Source organism: Flavobacterium sp. CSZ (assembly GCF_015350725.1).
Classification (GTDB): Bacteria; Bacteroidota; Bacteroidia; order Flavobacteriales; family Flavobacteriaceae; genus Flavobacterium.
Window position 1 is genome coordinate 166,215 of sequence record NZ_JADKPQ010000010.1, and the last position, 20,176, is coordinate 186,390.

General features: G+C 36.9%; 11 protein-coding genes. All 11 read left to right on the forward strand.

The features are described from left to right. Positions 1–8: 8 nt before the first annotated feature. The 11 genes from IRZ78_RS13435 to IRZ78_RS13485 all read left to right on the forward strand — a co-directional run bounded on the left by IRZ78_RS13435 (position 9) and on the right by IRZ78_RS13485 (position 20,145). Positions 9–581 carry a hypothetical protein gene (locus IRZ78_RS13435; RefSeq protein ID WP_194617034.1) on the forward strand — a complete coding sequence of 191 codons (573 nt, stop codon included), beginning with the start codon at positions 9–11 and terminating at the stop codon, positions 579–581. 64 nt (positions 582–645) lie between these two features. Beyond that, positions 646–2,481: a metallophosphoesterase gene (locus IRZ78_RS13440; RefSeq protein ID WP_194617035.1), complete on the forward strand. Its 1,836-nt coding sequence runs from the start codon at positions 646–648 to the stop codon at positions 2,479–2,481. Positions 2,482–2,533: 52 nt separating this feature from the next. Beyond that, positions 2,534–6,568: a hybrid sensor histidine kinase/response regulator transcription factor gene (locus IRZ78_RS13445; RefSeq protein ID WP_194617036.1), complete on the forward strand. Its 4,035-nt coding sequence runs from the start codon at positions 2,534–2,536 to the stop codon at positions 6,566–6,568. Positions 6,569–6,958: 390 nt separating this feature from the next. Further along, complete coding sequence (locus IRZ78_RS13450; protein WP_194617037.1) at positions 6,959–7,837, forward strand: inositol oxygenase family protein; 879 nt, start codon at positions 6,959–6,961, stop codon at positions 7,835–7,837. Between the two features lie 43 nt (positions 7,838–7,880). Then, positions 7,881–11,015 carry a glycoside hydrolase family 2 TIM barrel-domain containing protein gene (locus IRZ78_RS13455; RefSeq protein ID WP_194617038.1) on the forward strand — a complete coding sequence of 1,045 codons (3,135 nt, stop codon included), beginning with the start codon at positions 7,881–7,883 and terminating at the stop codon, positions 11,013–11,015. A gap of 104 nt (positions 11,016–11,119) precedes the next feature. After that, on the forward strand, positions 11,120–12,262 hold the full coding sequence (locus IRZ78_RS13460) for a DUF5009 domain-containing protein (RefSeq protein WP_194617039.1): 1,143 nt from the start codon (positions 11,120–11,122) through the stop codon (positions 12,260–12,262). 53 nt (positions 12,263–12,315) lie between these two features. After that, complete coding sequence (locus IRZ78_RS13465; RefSeq protein WP_194617040.1) at positions 12,316–13,953, forward strand: sodium/sugar symporter; 1,638 nt, start codon at positions 12,316–12,318, stop codon at positions 13,951–13,953. Between the two features lie 128 nt (positions 13,954–14,081). After that, the gene (locus tag IRZ78_RS13470; RefSeq protein WP_194617041.1) at positions 14,082–15,611 is read left to right on the forward strand and encodes a glycosyl hydrolase family 28 protein; all 1,530 of its coding nucleotides are present in this window, start codon (positions 14,082–14,084) and stop codon (positions 15,609–15,611) included. An 83-nt stretch (positions 15,612–15,694) separates the two neighbouring features. Next, the gene (locus IRZ78_RS13475) at positions 15,695–17,134 is read left to right on the forward strand and encodes a glycosyl hydrolase family 28 protein (protein ID WP_194617042.1); all 1,440 of its coding nucleotides are present in this window, start codon (positions 15,695–15,697) and stop codon (positions 17,132–17,134) included. A 20-nt stretch (positions 17,135–17,154) separates the two neighbouring features. Continuing rightward, positions 17,155–19,137, forward strand: a complete 1,983-nt coding sequence (locus IRZ78_RS13480; RefSeq protein WP_194617043.1) for an alpha-L-arabinofuranosidase C-terminal domain-containing protein — start codon at positions 17,155–17,157, stop codon at positions 19,135–19,137. A 465-nt stretch (positions 19,138–19,602) separates the two neighbouring features. After that, positions 19,603–20,145 carry an RNA polymerase sigma factor gene (locus IRZ78_RS13485; RefSeq protein ID WP_194617044.1) on the forward strand — a complete coding sequence of 181 codons (543 nt, stop codon included), beginning with the start codon at positions 19,603–19,605 and terminating at the stop codon, positions 20,143–20,145. Positions 20,146–20,176: the final 31 nt, after the last annotated feature.

Here is a 20,176-nt window from a genome sequence, read left to right on the forward strand (position 1 = left end):
TCACAAAGATGAAAAATATAATTACAGCATTTCTGTTTTTGATATTTTATCAAACAGGTGTAGCTCAGAGCTACATTCCAACAATAAAAAATAATACAGTCTTGCATTACGTGTGCAAACTTCACGGACAGACCAGAACTTTATCGCTAAGGGCCCAGACGTCAGAGGATAAACTGACTTTTAAACTCGAGACAAGAGGGGTGAAAAGCAGTATTGTTATGCTCGGCGAGGCAGTGAAAAACGGAAATGCCCTGAGTTTTAATCAAGGGGAATATGCCCCGGAGTTACACTTAAAACCAACAGAGACTTTTTTTATGATCTCACAGTCGGCTTATGGGGATTTATTGAAAAACAGTTCTTTTCTCTATAACAATACCCAATATGTTCTGGATAAAAACCAAGACAAAAACGGCGTTTTTATTGAAGGAAAGCTAATCGATGCGCTGCACGTGATCGCGCAAATTGATCAAACTGAAATGTGGATTGTAAAGAATCCGCAGTTTCCTTTAATCTGTAAAATAACCAAGAATCCCCTAGGGATAAATTTTACTTTGGTAGGCGTAGTGGACCAAGTGAATTGAAAAGTAAATCCCGCGAAGAAGACAGACCTATGGGGTCTGTCGCGTAATATCAAAACAATAAAGAATGTCATTTAAAAATATCTTTGCCTCATTGCTTCTTCTGGTGCTGTTTTCCTGTAAAACAGGGCAAGATTTCAATGAGAAAAAGATCCAAATCGCCTTTATAGCCGATGCTCATCTACAGGATATTTTTGCCAAATTTGAAGATAACCCTTATCAGGGAATCAAAAATCCCCTTACAGGTGAATATGCCAATATCAGGACGATGAACGCGCAATTGCATTCTACGAGAATTTTCAATGAAAATTATTTTGCGTTTTTGCAAGCTTTAGATGATATTGTCAAAAAAGGCATCAAGCAAGTGGTTCTTCCCGGTGATTTCAGTGATGACGGGCAGCCGGTTCACGTGCGCGGATTAAGAAAAATACTCCGCCAATACTCAGAGAAATACGGAATCTCATTTTTTGTCACCACCGGCAATCATGATGTTGTAAGACCATTTTGGCAGGATGCTGTGAAAACTGATTTTTTAGGTAAAGACGGAAAAGAGCAGATCATCAGCAGTTCACAAACTGATCTGAGTAAAGATAAAAACGAGCTGCCGCCCATTATCACAGCCGATATAAAAAACGGGGGTTATAAGGAAATTATTGAGCAAATGCGGGATTTTGGTTTTTTTCCAAAAAAGACCCATTTGTATTGGCAAACCCCTTTTTCGCACTATAGCTATGAAGATTATACTTTTGCCCAGGCGCAAAGAGAAGCTGTTTTGGAGAAAAGAACCTATGTAATTAAAAACACCAATCTTCGTCTTTCCGATGCGAGTTATCTGGTGGAGCCCATCAAAGGAATCTGGCTTTTGGCCATAGATGCCAACGCCTATGTTCCCAGCCAGAAGCTATCGGGTCAGATAGATAATGCGCATGATTTCTCGGGCGCCAATACAGGTTATAATAACGTTCTAATTTATAAAAGCCACTTATTGAACTGGGTAAAAAAAGTAGCTCAGCAGGCCAAGGAAAACCATAAAATACTCATTGCTTTTAGCCATTATCCCATGGTGGAATTCAATGATAATGCGTCGGGGGAATTAAAGCAGCTTTTTGGCGCCGATAAAATGCAGCTACAGCGAGTTCCCAGCGAAGAGGTAGCGCAGCTCTTTGCAGATGCCGGAATTCAGATTCATTTTGGAGGCCACATGCACATCAACGATACGGGCTTGCGAACATCAGCAAAGGGAAATACATTGTTTAATATTCAAACGCCATCCCTTGCAGCCTATATGCCAGGGTATAAAATATTGACAATTCACTCGGACTCTGAGCTTGAGGTGCAAACAGTAGTCATTGGAAAGGTCAAGAAATTCAATAGTTTGTTTGCTTTTTACAAACAAGAATATGCTTATTTGCAGCAAAGTAAAAGCGATCCTATTTGGAACAAGGAAATTTTAAAGGCCAAGGATTATAAAGCATTTACAAGCTGGCATTTAAAAGAATTAGTGCGTTTAAGATTCCTGCCCGAAGATTTTCCAGCTGATTTTTTACAATCAATTCTAAATCTTTCCGGTAGAGATTTATTGGAAATCAATAAAAATGCATCTGAGCTTAGTGAGTGTTTGAAAGCAAATGCACTGGGAGTTTGCGATTTTGAATTGTGGAGTGGTTTTGATATGATATTGGATTTTTACCGCCTGAGAAGCGCCGGTGAACTGGCAGTTCCCGAAATTGGAAAAAACAGATTAAAGCAATATGAATTGGTTTGCACAGCGTTAAAAAAATCAAATGATCCAAAACTGATCCTATGGGCAGAAATATTTTGCAAAACCATGAATGGCGAGCCGTCTGATCATTTTAGGATTGATTTAAAAAACAACAAAATTGATAGATTATCTGTTAAATAATTTTGATATTAATTAAATCAAAAACATTAAATTGCGTTTTTAATTTATTTCAATGAGACAGAAAAAATTTGCACTATTTTTATTTCTTGCCATTTTTTATCATTCTTATTCACAGAATATAAAATTTGCGCACTACAATGATAATAACGGATTGTCTCATAATTCTGTACGTCATATTGTGCAGGATAAAAAAGGGTTTTTATGGTTTGGAACATTTTCAGGCTTAAACCGTTTTGACGGTTATCAGTTTAAAAACTACATGAGTTCCACCCCGGGGAAAAATAAACTCTACAATGATGACATTACGGCTTTGGAGCTGGACGAAGCCTCCAATCACTTATGGATTGGTACGCGAAAAGGACTCACACTCTTTGAGATGGACACGCATGTCTTTACCACCTTTTACCATAAAAAGCAGGATCCAAAGAGTCTGCCCGATGATGAAGTGAGATCTGTTTATGTCGATAAATTCAAAAGAGTCTGGGTAGGTACCAAAACAAAAGGAATGTATTTGTTTTTTTTGAAAGAAAACCGATTTGAAAAAATAAAGCTCAAGGGGTTTGATTATGTAAAAGAAATCTTTGAGGACAAAAAAGGCAATATCTGGGTGGGTAGCTACGAGAAATCAGGTATTGCAAAAATAACAATGGATCCTAAGGGAGCAATCCTTCGAATTAATAATTACACACTTTCTGTTCCCTATTCCAATATAAAGAACCCCTATAGTAATTTTATTTATGAGGATGCCAAGTCCGATATTTTTGTGGGAACGCGTGAAGGCTTGTACAAACTCGATAAGGCCAGGGATGAGTTTGTGAATTTATACATAGAAAACAAACAGGTCAGAGGCGCTTTAGGACCTTATTTTTTATCAGTTGCGCGCGCTCCCGATGGAAAATACTGGGTGGGAACCTTAGGGGGATTGTTGGTTTGCAATCAACTCGAAGATATCCAGAGAGGAAATTACAAATGGTATTATTCAATTCTATCAGATGATACCTCCCTGGTAGATAATTTAATTTCATCCCTTTATTTTGATGCTTCGGGGGTTTTATGGATTGGCACCGAGGACGGATTGGATAAATATGATCCCTATGAGAATCAGTTCACTTTAAACAAAGATATCTCACGCTCAATAGGCAATCAGGCACCGCGTATAAGAGGTTTTGCCAAAACCTATGATCAGAAAGTGATTGTAGCGACCTATCACAACGGACTTTTTATCTCTAACAATAAAGGCTCAACTCCACTGCACAATACAGGAAAAGATATCGCCAGTATTTATTCTGATGATGGAAAAATTTTTTACTGCGGTCTTTGGGACGGCAATATATTGGTGTACAATTACAGCACAAATTCTTCCAGGGAGATAAAGGCAGGATTTGAAAAATCACCCGTTTTTGCTTTTGCCAGAATCTCAGATCATTCCATGATTGTGGGCTCCTTTGGAGAAGGCGCAGTAATTTTAAATACTAAAACGCTCCAGGTAGAATCTTCAAGTAGACTGCTGCCCGATTTTCAGATTAATGCCATTGAAAGAGACACCAAGGAGAATGTTTGGTTTGCAACAGAAACCGGCGTTGTAAAGTACAATATCAATTCCGGGAGGATAGAAACCTACTCATCGCTTTTTATCAAAGAAAAAGGCATTCCTCATGATGAGAACGTAAGTGATGTTTTGGTGGATACCAAAGGTAAAATATGGGCATCAACGCGTTTTGGATTGTGTCTCTACAATGCCAGGGAGAACCAATTTGAACCGGTAAAAAATCTTAAAGAACTCTCAGGAAAATGGATCACTGATATTTTATCGGATGCCCAGGGAAATTTATGGCTCAATATCAATAACAACAACATTGCCTTTGTTAAATCCAATTTACGCGATATCAGTATTTATCACGTCAACAGCGGCAATAGACTGGATGTTTTTAGTTCAAGTGGCTTTTTTTACTTTAACAATTCCAATATTTTTCTGGGAGGTAAAAATGGTATTATCTCTTTTTCACCCCCTGAGATGAAAAGAAATAAATGGTCACCTTTGCCGGTTATCTCTGAATTTAAAATTCAGAATGAAGAAGTGCTTCCAGAGATGGAAATTAATGGCGAAGTTCCACTGTCAAAAGATTTAAATTATGGAAAAGAAATAGCACTAAGCCATAAAAACCGTAATTTTTCGATTCAGTTCTCTGCCCCTTCATTTGCTAATGAAAAGCTCAATAAATTTCAATATATGCTCGAAGGATTTGACAAACATTGGATTACTGCCAATAGTAGTTCAAGAATTGTTCAGTATACCAACCTTTATCCGGGCAGTTATACCTTTAAAATCAGATCAAGCAACAGCGACGGATTTTGGAGTAAAACGGTTTCTTATAAAATAAAAATCCTGCCGCCTTTTTGGCTAACGCCAACTTCTTTTGTACTGTTTTTGGCACTTTTATTTGGAATTTTTTATTTCATAAGAAAAGAAATCAAAAACAGAATTCGTTTAAAACAAGAGCTCCTTACCGAGAAAGTAAACAGAGAACACGATATTAAATTAAACAATGAGAAATTGCGTTTCTTTACCAATATCTCCCATGAATTGCGAACGCCATTAACGCTTATTTTGGGGCCGGCCAAACAGCTTTTAGAGGAAAGCAGTAATGCAACGGATTATGAAAAAAGCCGCTACAATTTAATTTATCAAAATGCCAGCAGATTGCTCAATTTGGTCAATCAAGTGTTGGATTTTAGAAAAGCCCAGTCAGGTGAATTGAAATTAAAAGTCACTAAAACCGATATTCTCTCTTATTCCAAAAATATCTTTGATTCCTTTAATGAGATGGCCTTCAATAAAAAGATAAGGCTGAGTTTTGTCTCTGAGGACGATGAAATAAAGGGTTGGCTGGATAATGACAAGTATGATAAAATCCTCTATAATTTATTGTCCAATGCCTTGAAGTTTACCAATAAAAACGGCAATGTGGATTTGTATATCAGGCTCAAAGATACCGTTGAGGATATTTTAGTGATTGAAGTAAGCGACAATGGAATTGGGATTCCCTTGAAGAGTCAGGATAAAATTTTCAAAAGATTTTATCAGGCCACAAACAGTAAGGCCAATAATACCGGATCAGGCATTGGATTGTCGCTAGTAAAATCTTTAGTTGCCATTCATAAAGGAAGTATATCTGTGGAAAGTACACCAGGGAAAGGAAGTACCTTTAGGGTAGAGATTCCCATTGACCGTGATGCTTACGAGCATAAAGAGGTCTTTGAATACGCTCTTAAAAATGACAATCTCAGTATGCTTATCCCAGAGAAGGCGGCCAAGAAAATCATTCAAAATACAGATCTTAAAGAAAAGATCCTGGTAATTGAGGATAACAGCGAGCTTAGAAAATATCTGGTAGACTATTTATCGGATTATTATAAAGTTTACCAGGCAGAGAATGGAGAAGAAGGTTTAAAAATCTGCCGACAAATAAAACCCATCTTATGCGTTACCGATGTGATGATGCCCGTTATGGACGGATTGGAATTTTGCCGTGAGCTTAAAAATGATGAATTCATCAGCCATATTCCCGTTGTGATGCTTACTGCCCTTTCCGAGAATATGGATAAAGTAAAAGGCTACGACATGGGGGCTGATGGCTATCTGGTAAAACCCTTTGAGCCCTTACTTCTCAAAACAGTTATTGAGAATATGATCAAATCAAGATTAGAACTCAAGCAAAAATTCTCAGGTGAGGTAGAAGGGAAGGTCAGCATGCTGACTCATTCGCCAATTGATGAGCAATTTATGGTAAAAGTGACCAATCTGATCAATGATAATTTAAGCGAGGTTGATCTTTCTACAGAATTTCTTTGTGATAAATTGGGTGTAAGTTCTTCAAAATTATACAGAAAAATCAAAGAGCTGACCGATTTGGCACCAAATGAATTTATCAGAACCATTCGTTTAAAAAAGTCAGCAGAACTGCTCAAAACCAAAAAGTACAATGTATCGGAGGTGACCAATCTGGTGGGCTTCAATGATCCTTTGTATTTCAGCAGATGCTTTAAAAAACAGTTTGGTTTCCCGCCCAGTAAGCTCATTAATTAGTTTTAGGCGCGCAGATTAAAATGATTTTTTGTTTTGCGCGAATTACACAAATTACACGAATTCTTTTATTACTATTTTAAAGAGTATAGCCCCTGGTTGCAACCAAGGGGCGCAAGGTTTATTGGCAAGGTATATCCACAATCTTGTCATCCTTGTAAAGGAATCATCACAGAGAAAATCGGCAAAGATTGGTAATTTATGATATAGAAATTCCAGTTTGATTGCTCACAACTCATCAATGAGAAAAAACTAACCTCATAGCTATTTGGATTAAATTATATGTAAAAATCTTACAATAATTAAAATTATCCATGTTTTTGATGTATTAGTCCATTTTGAACGGTATGGGTAATTCTATTTTTGTCTTATAACTTTTAAACTTTTAGCATTATGAAAAAGCATATAGACACCGATAATCCGTTGAATAATTTAGATCAGTGGGAAGATGATTTGTTATTGCGCTATCCTGATCCTTCTCAGAGTGCGCCGGTGAAAGAAAAAGAAGAATTCAGAAATTATGTTGATTCGCAAAGAGTAGAAACAGTTAAGGAGTTTTATAGAATTAACCACACCTATCAGACTTACGATTTTGTTTGTAATAAAGAAGCAGAATTTCTGCAATTCAATAAAAAAGAAATGTCAATCTGGCAAGCTGTTGATTTTTTGAACACACTTGTAGATGATAGCGATCCGGATATTGACCTGGATCAAACCCAACACCTTTTGCAGACCTCTGAAGCCATTAGAGCAGACGGCCACCCGGATTGGTTTGTGCTTACAGGTTTTATTCATGATTTGGGTAAAATTTTATGTTTGTTTGGAGAACCACAGTGGGCCGTTGTTGGCGATACATTTCCTGTTGGTTGCGCATACTCCGATAAAATTGTCTACTGGGAATTTTTCAAAGAAAATCCCGATTATACAGACCCGAGATTCAATACCAAATTTGGAGTTTACAGCCAAAACTGCGGACTGGATAAGGTAAAAATGAGCTGGGGTCATGACGAATATTTGTATCAGATTATGAGAGATTACCTTCCCGATCCGGCTTTGTATATGATTCGTTATCATTCATTTTATTCTCAGCATAAAGAAAATGCGTATGCCCATTTAATGAATGAGAAAGACATCGAAATGTTTGACTGGGTAAGAAAGTTCAATCCCTATGATTTATATACTAAAGCTCCGGTTAAACCAGATGTAAAAGCATTACTTCCTTATTATAAAGAGCTAGTTGCTAAATATCTACCCGAGAAATTGAAATTTTAGAAAAATCAAAAATTTCATTTGAAAGCTATCTAAAACCACAACAATGCATAAAATCAAAATACTTTTATTACCCCTGCTGCTGCTTTGCGCAGATTTAATTCTGGCTCAGCAAAAAGATTCAAATGATTGGGAAAATCCTAATGTGTTTCAAATTAACAGAGAACCCGCGCGCGCTTCTTTTCTTCCTTATGCAGATGAAACTTCGGCCATAAGGGATCAATACGAAAATTCACCCTGGTATTTTTCTTTAAACGGTAAATGGAAATTTTCCTGGTCGCCAACACCAGATCAGCGTCCAAAGGATTTTTACAAAACAGATTTCAGCACCCTGCACTGGGCAGAGCTTCAAGTGCCCTCGAATTGGGAACTGCATGGTTACGGTGTACCCATTTACACCAATATAACCTATCCATTTGAGAAAAATCCTCCTTTTATCAATCACTGGGATAATCCGGTGGGCTCTTATAAAAAAGATTTTGTGCTGCCCGAAGACTGGAAAAACCGACATGTTTTTCTTCATTTTGAAGCAGGAACATCTGCCATGTATATTTGGGTAAATGGTCAAAAAGTAGGCTATAGCGAAAACACCAAAAGTCCGGCAGAGTTTGATATTTCTAAATATTTAAAACCCGGAAAAAATGATTTGGCTGTAGAGGTATACAGATGGAGTGATGGTTCGTATCTGGAGGATCAGGATTTCTGGAGGCTCTCTGGAATTGACAGAAACGTGTATTTATATAGTACAGATAATGTTCGTATTTCAGATTTTTTTGCCAAACCGGACTTGGATGCGAAATACAAAAACGCAAGTTTAAGTGTAGAGGTAAGTTTGAAAAACCTGACTTCGATTGCTGTTAATAATCAAAAATTGGTTGCCAAACTTGTAGATGCTTCTGGAAAAAATGTATTTACAAAAGAATTGAATGTCAATTTTGAAGCATCTAAAATTCAGACTTTAAATTTTGCTCAGCATGTATCGGGCCCAAAATTATGGAGCAGCGAAACACCAAATTTATACACCTTGCTTTTGACTTTGAAAAATGCAAAAGGAGATATTCTAGAGAGCGTTTCCACTCAAATCGGATTTAGAAAAGTAGAGCTAAAAGGCGGGCAATTATTGGTAAACGGAGTTCGATTGATGGTTCATGGTGTAAATATTCACGAGCATAATCCCCAAACGGGACATTATCAGGACCAGGCCACGATGATCAAAGACATCAAAATGATGAAGCAGCTCAACATTAATTCGGTGCGCTGCAGTCACTATCCAAATAATATTTTATGGGTAAAATTATGTAATAAATACGGCTTGTTTTTGGTGGATGAGGCCAATATTGAAAGCCATGGAATGGGAGTGGAGGGACAGCCTATAATGTGGATGAATCCAAAAAACAATCCGGGCTATCTTCCCCAATGGAGAGAGGCGCATTTAGACCGAATTTACAGCTTGGTAGAAAGAGATAAAAATGCTCCATCGGTAATTATTTGGTCATTAGGTAATGAAAGTGCCAATGGACCTGTATTTCATGAGGCCTATAAATGGATCAAAAAAAGAGACAATACAAGATTGGTGCAGTTTGAACAGGCAAAGGAAAATGAAAACACAGATATCGTCTGTCCGATGTACCCAACCATTGCTTATATGAAAGAATATGCGGCGCGCAAAGAAGTGAGCCGTCCCTTTATCATGTGTGAGTATTCCCATGCGATGGGAAACAGTAGTGGTAATTTTCAAGAGTACTGGGATATTATTCGCGCAAGCAAAAACATGCAGGGTGGTTTTATCTGGGACTGGGTAGATCAGGGATTTGAAGCAACAGATGAAGCAGGCAGAAAATACTGGGCTTATGGAGGCGATATGGGAAGCCAGAATTATCTCAATGATGAGAATTTTTGTCATAACGGACTAGTTTTTCCTGACAGAACACCGCACCCCGGAGCATTTGAAGTAAAAAAAGTCTATCAGGATATTTTATTTAATGCAGCAGATATCAAAAATGGAGTGATCGAAATTGTAAATGATTTTGGGTTTACAAACCTCAATAAATATAGCTTTAAATACGAAGTTTTAGAAAATGGAAAAGCAATCAAAGAAGGAACAATAGATGTTGCTTTAGAGCCGAAAACAAAAAAGCAGTTTAAGATTGAACTTCCAGAATTACCATCTAAAGAAGCAACAGAATATTTATTGAATGTTTTTGCATACACTAAAACAGGATCAGAATTTCTCCCTGAGCATTTTGAAATTGCCAAAGAGCAGTTTGTAATTGAAGACTCTAAGTATTTTGCACAACCTGAAAAGGCAAGTGCTTCTAAAATTCAGGACGAGCAAGAGCAGTTTGTGTTGACTTCAGAGAATGTTGTGGTCAAAATCAGTAAAAAAACAGGATTAATTTCTTTCTATAGTCTAAAAGGCCAGGAGTACTTTAATCAATATCCCGAACCCCATTTCTGGAGAGCACCAACCGATAATGATATTGGAAATAAAATGCAGATTAGATCCAATGTTTGGAGAACAGCCGGTAAAAACACCACTTTAGAAAGCATTGAGCAAACAGAGGAGCAAGGCAAGCAATATATCATTGCCAAGTTAAAACTCAATGATGTAGCTTCGGATTATACCATTAAATATGCCTTAGCAAATGACGGTGTATTAGAAATACAGGCGTCTTATAAAAAAGGCAATAACCCGGTTCCCGAACTGCCGCGTTTCGGCATGATCTTCACCTTAAAAAACACCTTAGAGAATCTGGATTATTACGGAAGAGGACCTCTGGAGAATTATCCAGATAGAAAAACCTCTTCATTCAAAGGAGTTTACAACAGTAAAGTTGCAGACCAATATGTGCCTTATACACGCCCGCAGGAAAACGGATACAAAACCGATATACGCTGGTTTAAATTGTCAGGCAATAATGGAAATGGCCTGGAGATAAAAGGTCTGCAGCCTTTAGGGATGAGTACTTTGAATAATTATCCGAGTGATTTTGATGCAGGAATTTCTAAAAAGAATATGCATTCCAGCGATATTACTCCAAGAAATGAAGTGGTGGTTTGTGTTGATTTGACCCAGCGCGGATTAGGAGGAGACAACAGCTGGGGATTACCGCCACACGAGCAATATGTATTGACCCAAAGTGAATACAGCTATGGATTTGTTATAAAACCAATAGAATAAAATTTTAGTTTACAATCACAGTTTACAGTCTCATTTGCACTGAAAACTGTCACTGAGACTCAAATACTAAAAAAAACGATCAACTGACCACCGAATACTAAAAAATGAACAACACTACAAAAGGAAGATTAATTTCTTTAGATGCACTTCGCGGATTTGTTATGTTTTGGATTATGAGCGGAGAACACATCATTCATGCTCTGGCCAAAGCAGCCCCAATTCCGGTTTTTATCTGGATGTCCTCACAACTGCATCATGCCGAGTGGGATGGGATCACATTTTACGATATGATTTTTCCTGTATTTCTGTTTGTTGCAGGGGTTTCAATGCCGTATTCTTTTGAAAAGAAAATGCAGCTGGCTGGTGTAGAAACACCACAAGAATTACCGGGCAGCGAAAAGCGAAAAATTTACTTATCCATGCTCCGCAGAACCTGTATTTTACTGGTTTTAGGTTTTGTGGTCAATGGATTATTGCGATTTGATGGTTTTGATCATACGCGTTTTGCAAGTGTTTTAGGAAGAATTGGACTGGCCTGGTTTTGTGCAGGAATCATCTATTTGAATTTTGATTTTAAGAGACAATTAATCTGGTTCCTGGGTATTTTGATTGGCTATTATGCAGCAATGAAATGGATTCCCGTGCCTGAATTTGGCGCAGGAGTTTTAACTAAGGAAGGATCACTGGAAGGCTATATTGACCGCTTGATTTTACCAGGCAGACTCCATAGCAGGGTTTATGATCCGGAAGGAATTTTCTCTACCATACCTGCTATTGCTACGGCTTTATTGGGCGTTTTTACCGGAACATTTCTAAAAGCAAATTACTCTTTTTCTATAAAAGTAAAATTGCTTTTAATGACTCTTACGGCAGTGGCTTTGATTATTGCAGGCCTGATATGGGATAGTAGTTTTCCAATCAATAAACATTTATGGACCAGTTCATTTGTATGTTTTGTCGGGGGATTCAGCATTTTGTTTTTTGTCTTTTTTTATTTGATAATTGATTTTTTCGGATTTCATAAATGGGCATTCCCATTAATTTTAATCGGTTCAAATTCTATTTTAATTTATATCGCCGCCGAAGGTTTAATTGATTTTAAACATACAGCAGATTATGTTTTTGGCGGACTTATCCATTTTACGCCCCTTGTATGGCAGCCTTTTTTTGCTGCTTTATCGGTAAGTGTAGTACAGCTACTATTGCTTTATTTTCTATATAAAAGAAAATGGTTTCTAAAAATTTGAAACACATTCAATTTTAAAATACATTTTACTAACCTCACAATAACCACAACATTATGAATGTATTACAAAGCGCAGATTACATTGTTTTCTTTATTTACTTTATCATAGTAACGGCTTATGGAATGTATATTTACAGAAGCAAGAAAACTGCAGCAACCAGTTCCAATGAATATTTTTTAGCCGAAGGATCCCTTACCTGGTGGGCAATTGGAGCTTCTTTGATTGCTTCTAATATTTCAGCAGAACACTTTATTGGTATGAGCGGTTCTGGTTTTGCCATTGGCCTTGCAATTGCTTCTTATGAATGGATGTCAGCGGCCACATTAATTATCGTGGCGATGTTTATTTTACCGGTTTATCTTAAAAATAAAATATTTACCATGCCGCAGTTTCTGGCCAAAAGATACAGCGGAACGGTAAGTACTATTATGGCAATTATCTGGCTTTTAATTTATGTGTTTGTAAATCTTACTTCTATCATTTATTTAGGCGCTTTGGCTATTTCTTCTATTGCTCCTGTAAGTTTTCAGTTTTGTGTTATTGCCTTAAGTTTATTCTCAGTGATTGTAACTTTAGGGGGAATGAAAGTAATTGGATATACCGATATGTTTCAGGTTATCGTTTTAATTTTGGGTGGCTTGGTAACCACTTATCTGGCATTGACTTTACTTTCAGATCAGTTTGGTTTTGGGAAAGACATTCTAAAAGGTCTGGCCATTATTGCTGATCAGGCGCCCGGGCATTTGCATATGATACTAGAAAAATCCAATCCGCATTATAATGAACTGCCGGGAATGTCTGTTTTAATTGGTGGTATGTTAATCAATAATCTGGCCTATTGGGGATGCAACCAATATATTGTCCAGCGTGCTTTAGGCGCCGATTTAAAAACCGCCCGTAAAGGAATTTTATTTGCCGCTTTTCTAAAATTATTAGTCCCAATTATTGCCGTTTTACCAGGTATAGCCATGTTTGTAATGCATTCCAATGGAATGTTTCAGCAGGAAATGGTAGATGCAGCAGGGGTTTTAAAACCAGATCAGGCGTATCCAACTTTAATGAATTTACTTCCTGCAGGATTAAAAGGTGTGGCTCTTGCGGCTCTAACAGCAGCCATTGTGGCTTCTTTGGCAGGAAAAGCCAATAGTATTTCGACTATTTTTTCTTTAGATATTTATAAAAAATATTTCAATTCTAAGGCAACAGAAAAAAAGCTGGTACGCACCGGAAGATGGTGTGTGGTGGTGTGTATGATCATTGCTGCTATTGTAGCGCCTGCATTAAAATCATTAGATCAGGCCTATCAGTTTATACAGGAATATGTTGGGTTCTTTTCTCCGGGAGTCTTAGCGGTTTTTTTACTTGGAATGTTCTGGAAAAAAACAACGCCATCAGCCGGACTTGCCGGCGCATTGTTAACAGTGCCTCTTGCTGCTATATTGAAATTCCTGCCTATGTGGACAGATGGCGCTTTTCCTGATTATCCTTTCTTAGACCGAATGACTATTGTTTTCTTTTTAATTGTCTTTATAATGCTTGGCATTAGTCTGGCAAATCCAGTATCTGAACAGGAAGCTGAAATTCATAAAATAGAAGTTGATAATTCGATGTTTAAAGTCTCATCAGAATTTATTGTTGGTTCCTTTATTATCTGTGGCGTATTAGTGGCTCTATATACTGTTTTTTGGTAAGCTGACGAAAATTGCTCGCAAAGACCCAAAGGCACAAAGTTTTTGTTTCACACAGATTTAAAAAAGATCTGCATGAAAAAATTTAGAAACGCTGCTTTGTTAAAAATCAAGATTAAAATAAAATAGAAATGAAAAGAAATTGTATAATAACACTGTTTATTTTCTGTATTTCCCTAACCGTTTCGGCCCAAAAGATATTTGACATTAAAAAATATGGCGCCGTAGGAGATGGTAAAACTTTAAATACAAAAGTAATTCAAAAAGCAATTGATGCGGCCAACAAAAATAAAGGAGGAAGAGTTGTTTTCTCTAAAGGTGAATTTTTATCAGGAAGCATCGTTTTAAAAAGCGGAGTGGAACTTTTTTTTGAACAGGGAGCTATTTTGTTAGGCAGCACAAACCCGGAAGATTATCCCAAATATGAAGCAATAAGAGCTTTGATTATAGCCAATGAAGCAAAAAATATTGCAGTAAACGGAAAAGGGAGTATAGATGGTCAAGGAAGAGAACTCGCATTGGCAATTGATAGTCTGCATCATACAGGAGTTCGAATTGATCCCAAATACAATTACAGAAGAATGCGTCCCGAGGACGCAAGAGGAAAACTGATTTCATTTGTAAAATGCGATTCAATCACCATGCTCAATATCACATTAAAAGACAGTCCGGGCTGGGTTCAGTGTTTTACAAATTGTAAAAATATTGTAATTGATGCAGTGAAAGTTAATAGTACAGCATATTGGAACAATGACGGAATTGACATTGACGGGTGTGAAAATGTTCGAATAACCAACTGCAAGGTAAATGCAGCAGATGATGGAATTTGCCTAAAATCGGAGACGCCCGGATTAGAGAATAATAATATTTACATTGCAAAGTGCAGCATCAGATCGAGTGCCAATGCCGTTAAATTTGGTACAGGTTCTTACGGCAGCTTTAAAAACGTAACTATCGAAGATATCGAGGTCTATGATACTTTTAGATCGGCAATTGCCATTGAATCTGTAGATGGTGCTGAAATTGAAAATATTAAGATTTCGAATATTAAGGCGGTGAATACAGGAAATGCAATATTGATTCGTTTAGGACATAGAAATGGAGACAAGCCGGGTTATATCAAAAATGTATCGATTAAAAATGTAAAAGTACAGGTTCCTTTTGGCCGTCCGGATATCAATTATGATATGCGCGGACCAGAAGTTGATTATTTTCATAATCCGTTTCCGGCTTCTATTGCGGGAATTCCGGGACATTTCATAGAAAATGTAACTCTAGAGAATATTGAAATTACCTACCCGGGAAGAGCCTCAAAAGGAATGGCATATCACCCTTTAAGCCGATTAAAAGATGTAAAAGAAAACATAAAGGGTTATCCTGAATTTACTATGTTTGGAGAATTGCCTTGCTGGGGATTTTATGTGCGTCATGTAAAGGGAATCGAAATGAAGAATATAAAACTGATTTTAGAGAAAGAAGATTTTCGCCCTGCCTTTGTTTTTGATGATGTAGAAAATCTAACAATGAAAGCCATTGATATGCCTTGGGATAAAATCAATCAGATTGTTTTTAAAGATGTTTTATCAAGTAATCTGGATAGTGAATCTTTAAAAAGAAAAACAGAACCGCAGCAAAATAAATTTGAATTGCCTGCGCATTGAAATTTTGCCACAAAGTTGCGAAAAAATAAACCAAAAACTTTGCCGAGACTATCTCAAACAAGGTTTTTAATAAATAAAATGAAATGAAAAAGAAATCTATAATTGCGATCCTGATTTTTTGTTTTTCCCTGACAGTTGCAGCGCAGAATATTTACAACGTTAAAAAATACGGAGCCAAAGGAGATGGAAAAACCAATGATGCAGCGGCCATTCAAAAAGCAATTGATGCCTGTAGTAAAACAGGCGGAAGAGTTTTAATTCCCGCGCCGTTTACTTTTTTGGCCGGACCGTTTGATGTAAAATCAAAAGTGGAGCTGCATATCGAAGCCGGTGCTAAATTATTGGCAAGTCCCGATGAGAAACTATACACCAAAAGTGCTTTTAGAAACAATCCCGGAGAAGGAACAATTTGGATTGGAGGAGAAAACGTAGAGGATTTTACCATTAGCGGAAGCGGAAAAATAGATGGAAACGGAATTTCTTTTATGGGTGAAGAACTGGAAGATTCTTATGTTTTAAAACCTTTTAACGTGTTGGATCCAAGACCACACGTATTGACTATTATCGGAGGAAAAAATATCAGAATCAAAGATGTTCATATTGGAAATTCGGCTTATTGGACTATTCATTTGGTTGGCTGTAACGACGTTGTAATTAGTGGTATTACTTTGTTAAATAGCCTGAAGGTTCGCAACAGTGACGGTATTGATCTGGATCATTCCAAAAATGTGAGAATCAGCGATTGTTATATTGAAAGCGGGGATGATTGTATTTGTTTGAAGAACAGAAGAGAATTTGAAGAATTTGGTGCCTGTGAGAACATTACAGTGACCAATTGTACGATGACCAGCAGCAGCTGCGCTATTAAAATTGGTTCAGAAAATATGGATGCCATAAGACAAGTGGTATTCAATAATTGTATCATTAAAAACAGCAATCGCGCTTTGGGAATTCAGAATCGCGATGAAGGAACAGTGAGCGATGTTATTTTCTCAAATATCATTATCGAGAGTAAATTGACCACCGATACCTGGTGGGGAAAAGCAGAACCCATTTATGTAACGGCTTTCAGTAGAGCCAAAGCAAATCATAAAGATGCCAACTGGCGTTTTCCAAAAGGAGCTACACAAGGAAGAGTAGGAGAGATAAAGAATATCTATTTTTCCAATATTCAATGCAGGGGTGAAAACGGTGTGTTTGTAAGTGGGGAATCAAAAGATAAAATCAAGAATATTGTTTTTGATAATGTGAGTGTTTTTATTGATAAAACAACTTCTTTTCCCGGGGGAGTATATGACAGGCGCCCTTCTAATGTAGAAGGTTTTGTAAAGGGAAGTACCTCAGGATTCTATTTTGATTCGGCAGAAAGAATCAAAGTACAGAACTGCGCCGTGCAATGGGGAGAGAACAAACCCGAATATTTTAAATACGCAGTGGAGAGTAAAAATGTAGATGCATTAATTATCACAAATCTAGAGGGACAATCCGCTTTTCCTGCTAAATTAGAGGCAGTACAAAAATAATTCCTTGCATTAGAGAACTTATGAAAAATAATATCCTTACCAGAATTACAACTTGCAGTCTTATAATAAGCAGTTTTTATCTGAATGCTCAAAAAACAATTTTAGAGCTAGATGCTTCGAGGACCATTACCAAAATTCAGCCTACCATGTTTGGTTTGTTTTTTGAAGATATCAATTTTGCAGCAGATGGAGGATTATATGCCGAGTTGATTAAAAACAGATCTTTTGAATTTGATAAACCTTTGATGGGATGGCAAGAGCCCAATACCAAAAGATCTTCTTTGAACAAAGAATCGGGAAGTGCAGCGCCAGTAAAAGTTCAGGCAGACAATACTGTTTTTTGCAGAGTAGAGATCAATAATGCCCAAGGTTACGCTTTAATAAATGAAGGCTTCAGGGGAATGGGAGTCAAAAAAGATGCAAAATACAACCTTTCACTAAAAGCGGCCAATCACAATTCAGCCATCAAAAAAATTATTTTCCAGCTAATTGATAAAGAGCAAAAAGTAATTGGAGAGACCAGCATTGTTCCAAAATCAGATCAATGGACCCATTATACGGCAGTAATTACAGCGACTCAAACCCAGGGAAAAGCAAAGCTTAAAATAACTTTTCAAGGAACAGGAACCATAGATTTAGATATGATTTCTCTTTTTCCCCAAGATACCTGGAAGAACAGGAAAAATGGGCTTCGTAAAGATTTGGTGCAGCTTTTATATGATATGAAACCAGGTTTTTTACGTTTTCCCGGAGGATGCATTGTGGAGGGAAGAACCTTGTCAGATCGATACCAATGGAAAAAATCAGTGGGTAATCTAGAGCAAAGAAAAACGATGATCAACCGTTGGAATGTAGAGTTCAACCATAAACAAACACCCGATTATTTTCAAAGTTTTGGTTTAGGATTTTTTGAGTATTTCCAGCTCTCAGAAGATATAGGGGCAGAACCCCTTCCAATTTTAAGCTGTGGAATGGCCTGTCAGTACAATACAGGAGAATTGGCTTCCATAAACGAGCTGGATCCTTATGTGCAGGATGCTTTAGATTTGATTGAATTTGCCAATGGAGCTCTAACCACTACCTGGGGGAAAATCCGCTCAGAGGCAGGACATCCAGAGCCATTTAATCTAAAATACATTGGCGTTGGAAACGAGCAGTGGGGACCCGATTACATTGAGAGATATAAAGTTTTTGAAAAAGCAATTAAAGCAAAATATCCCAATATCATCATTGTCTCTGGAAGCGGACCCTCACCAGATGGAGAGCATTTTGATTTTGCTATGCAAGAACTTAAGAAACTCAATGCAGAATTGGTAGACGAGCATTATTACAAAAGTCCGCAATGGTTTAGAGAAAACGCAGGACGTTATGATAATTACGATAGAAAAGGCCCAAAGATATTTGCAGGAGAATATGCCGCGCAGAGTGTTTCAGGCGCTAATCCCAATAACAGAAATAATTGGGAATGTGCTTTCTCTGAAGCCGCTTTTATCACTGGTTTAGAAAGAAATGCAGAGGTAGTTCATCTCACATCTTATGCACCTTTAATGGCGCACGAGGATGCCTGGCAATGGACTCCTGATATGATCTGGTTCAATAATTTAGAGTCTTACGGTTCAGCCAATTATTATGTGCAGCAATTGTTTTCAACCAATAAAGGCACTGATTTATTGAGTATTACCAAAGAGGGAAAACCTTTAACGGGGCAAAATAGTTTATATGCATCGGCAGTAAAAAATGTACACAAAAAAGAAGTAATTATAAAATTGGTAAATACAGCCCCAGCAGCACAAGAGATTAATATCGACTTAAAAGGCGCAAAATTAGGATCTAAAGGATCTATCGTGCGACTTGCAAGTCCAGGTAGAGAAGATGAAAATACTTTTTCAGATCCAAAAAAAATAACCCCAAAACAAAGTGAGTACACAATAACAAAAGGAAACCAGCAATTAAATCTTCCTGCTTATTCTCTGACTGTCTTAAAACTTAAAATTGTAAGATAATAGCTTGCCTTAGCAAATTTTTAAAGCTGAGAATTAAAAAAGTAGCTATGAGTACAAAAAATTACAATTCCCACCTCTAACTTGTTGTTTTAAAAAAAAAATCAAAACCTACTCAAAAAATAAATTCTAAAAAAAAATATTGTTTATAATCGGATCAATAGTTTGAAATGTGTAGAAATACTGTACTCTACAGAGCATCAAGCAGGCAGTTTTCATTATATTGGCAGAGATATAAAATCTGATAGCTGTAATTCTGCCTGGCTACTGAATCCTATGGCTCTTTCAACGCTATAGGTTTACAAGAAAATTTTATATTACGACTTATAATGTTAAAATGTAGTATTATTTTTCCTTATTGCGTGAAAAGCTGGAAAATTATCAATTAAAGTAGAATTTTAATTGATAATTTTTTAAATTCTTTAGTTTTGTGGTGAACAAAAACTATTAAAAGAAAGAAGGTCTTCAATGAAGGATGAAAAAAGGGATATTGATTTATGGAATCAAATTAGAAAAGGAGATATTCAGGCTTATAATGAGCTATATGATCGTTATATAGACGCTCTTTTTACCTTTGGAATTCAGTATACCAATGATCAGACTTTGGTAGAAGATGCTATACATGATATTTTTGTAGAACTTCATCGTTATCATAAAACAGTTTCTGAACAGGTACAGGTAAAGTCTTATTTGTTTAAATCTCTTCATAATGATATCTATAGAAAACTCAAAGGTCAGTCTAAAACAGTTCTTTTAGACTATTTTAAAGAAGATCTTTACCAAACAGATTCAGTTCAGGAACAATTAATTTTAGAGGAAATTACCTTGAGCAAGAATGCTAAACTAGAATCTGCACTGAGTTCATTAACCAAAAAACAGCGACAAGCGCTGAATCTTCGCTTCACGGAAGATTTATCTTATGAGGAAATTTCCACTACTTTGGATATTAGCCTGGAATCTTGCAGGACCTTAGTTTACAGGGCTTTAAAAGAGCTTCGGGCTAAGTTTTAAATAAACTTTAAAAAAACGTTATTTTTTTTGT

Excerpts from the sequence above, each read along its gene's own strand:
- IRZ78_RS13435 (WP_194617034.1), top strand. The coding sequence starts at position 9 with ATGAAAAATATAATTACAGCATTTCTGTTTTTGATATTTTATCAAACA.
- IRZ78_RS13480 (WP_194617043.1), top strand. The coding sequence starts at position 17,155 with ATGAAAAATAATATCCTTACCAGAATTACAACTTGCAGTCTTATAATA.
- IRZ78_RS13445 (WP_194617036.1), top strand. The coding sequence starts at position 2,534 with ATGAGACAGAAAAAATTTGCACTATTTTTATTTCTTGCCATTTTTTAT.
- IRZ78_RS13440 (WP_194617035.1), top strand. The coding sequence starts at position 646 with ATGTCATTTAAAAATATCTTTGCCTCATTGCTTCTTCTGGTGCTGTTT.
- IRZ78_RS13455 (WP_194617038.1), top strand. The coding sequence starts at position 7,881 with ATGCATAAAATCAAAATACTTTTATTACCCCTGCTGCTGCTTTGCGCA.
- IRZ78_RS13475 (WP_194617042.1), top strand. The coding sequence starts at position 15,695 with ATGAAAAAGAAATCTATAATTGCGATCCTGATTTTTTGTTTTTCCCTG.
- IRZ78_RS13470 (WP_194617041.1), top strand. The coding sequence starts at position 14,082 with ATGAAAAGAAATTGTATAATAACACTGTTTATTTTCTGTATTTCCCTA.
- IRZ78_RS13465 (WP_194617040.1), top strand. The coding sequence starts at position 12,316 with ATGAATGTATTACAAAGCGCAGATTACATTGTTTTCTTTATTTACTTT.
- IRZ78_RS13450 (WP_194617037.1), top strand. The coding sequence starts at position 6,959 with ATGAAAAAGCATATAGACACCGATAATCCGTTGAATAATTTAGATCAG.
- IRZ78_RS13460 (WP_194617039.1), top strand. The coding sequence starts at position 11,120 with ATGAACAACACTACAAAAGGAAGATTAATTTCTTTAGATGCACTTCGC.
- IRZ78_RS13485 (WP_194617044.1), top strand. The coding sequence starts at position 19,603 with ATGAAGGATGAAAAAAGGGATATTGATTTATGGAATCAAATTAGAAAA.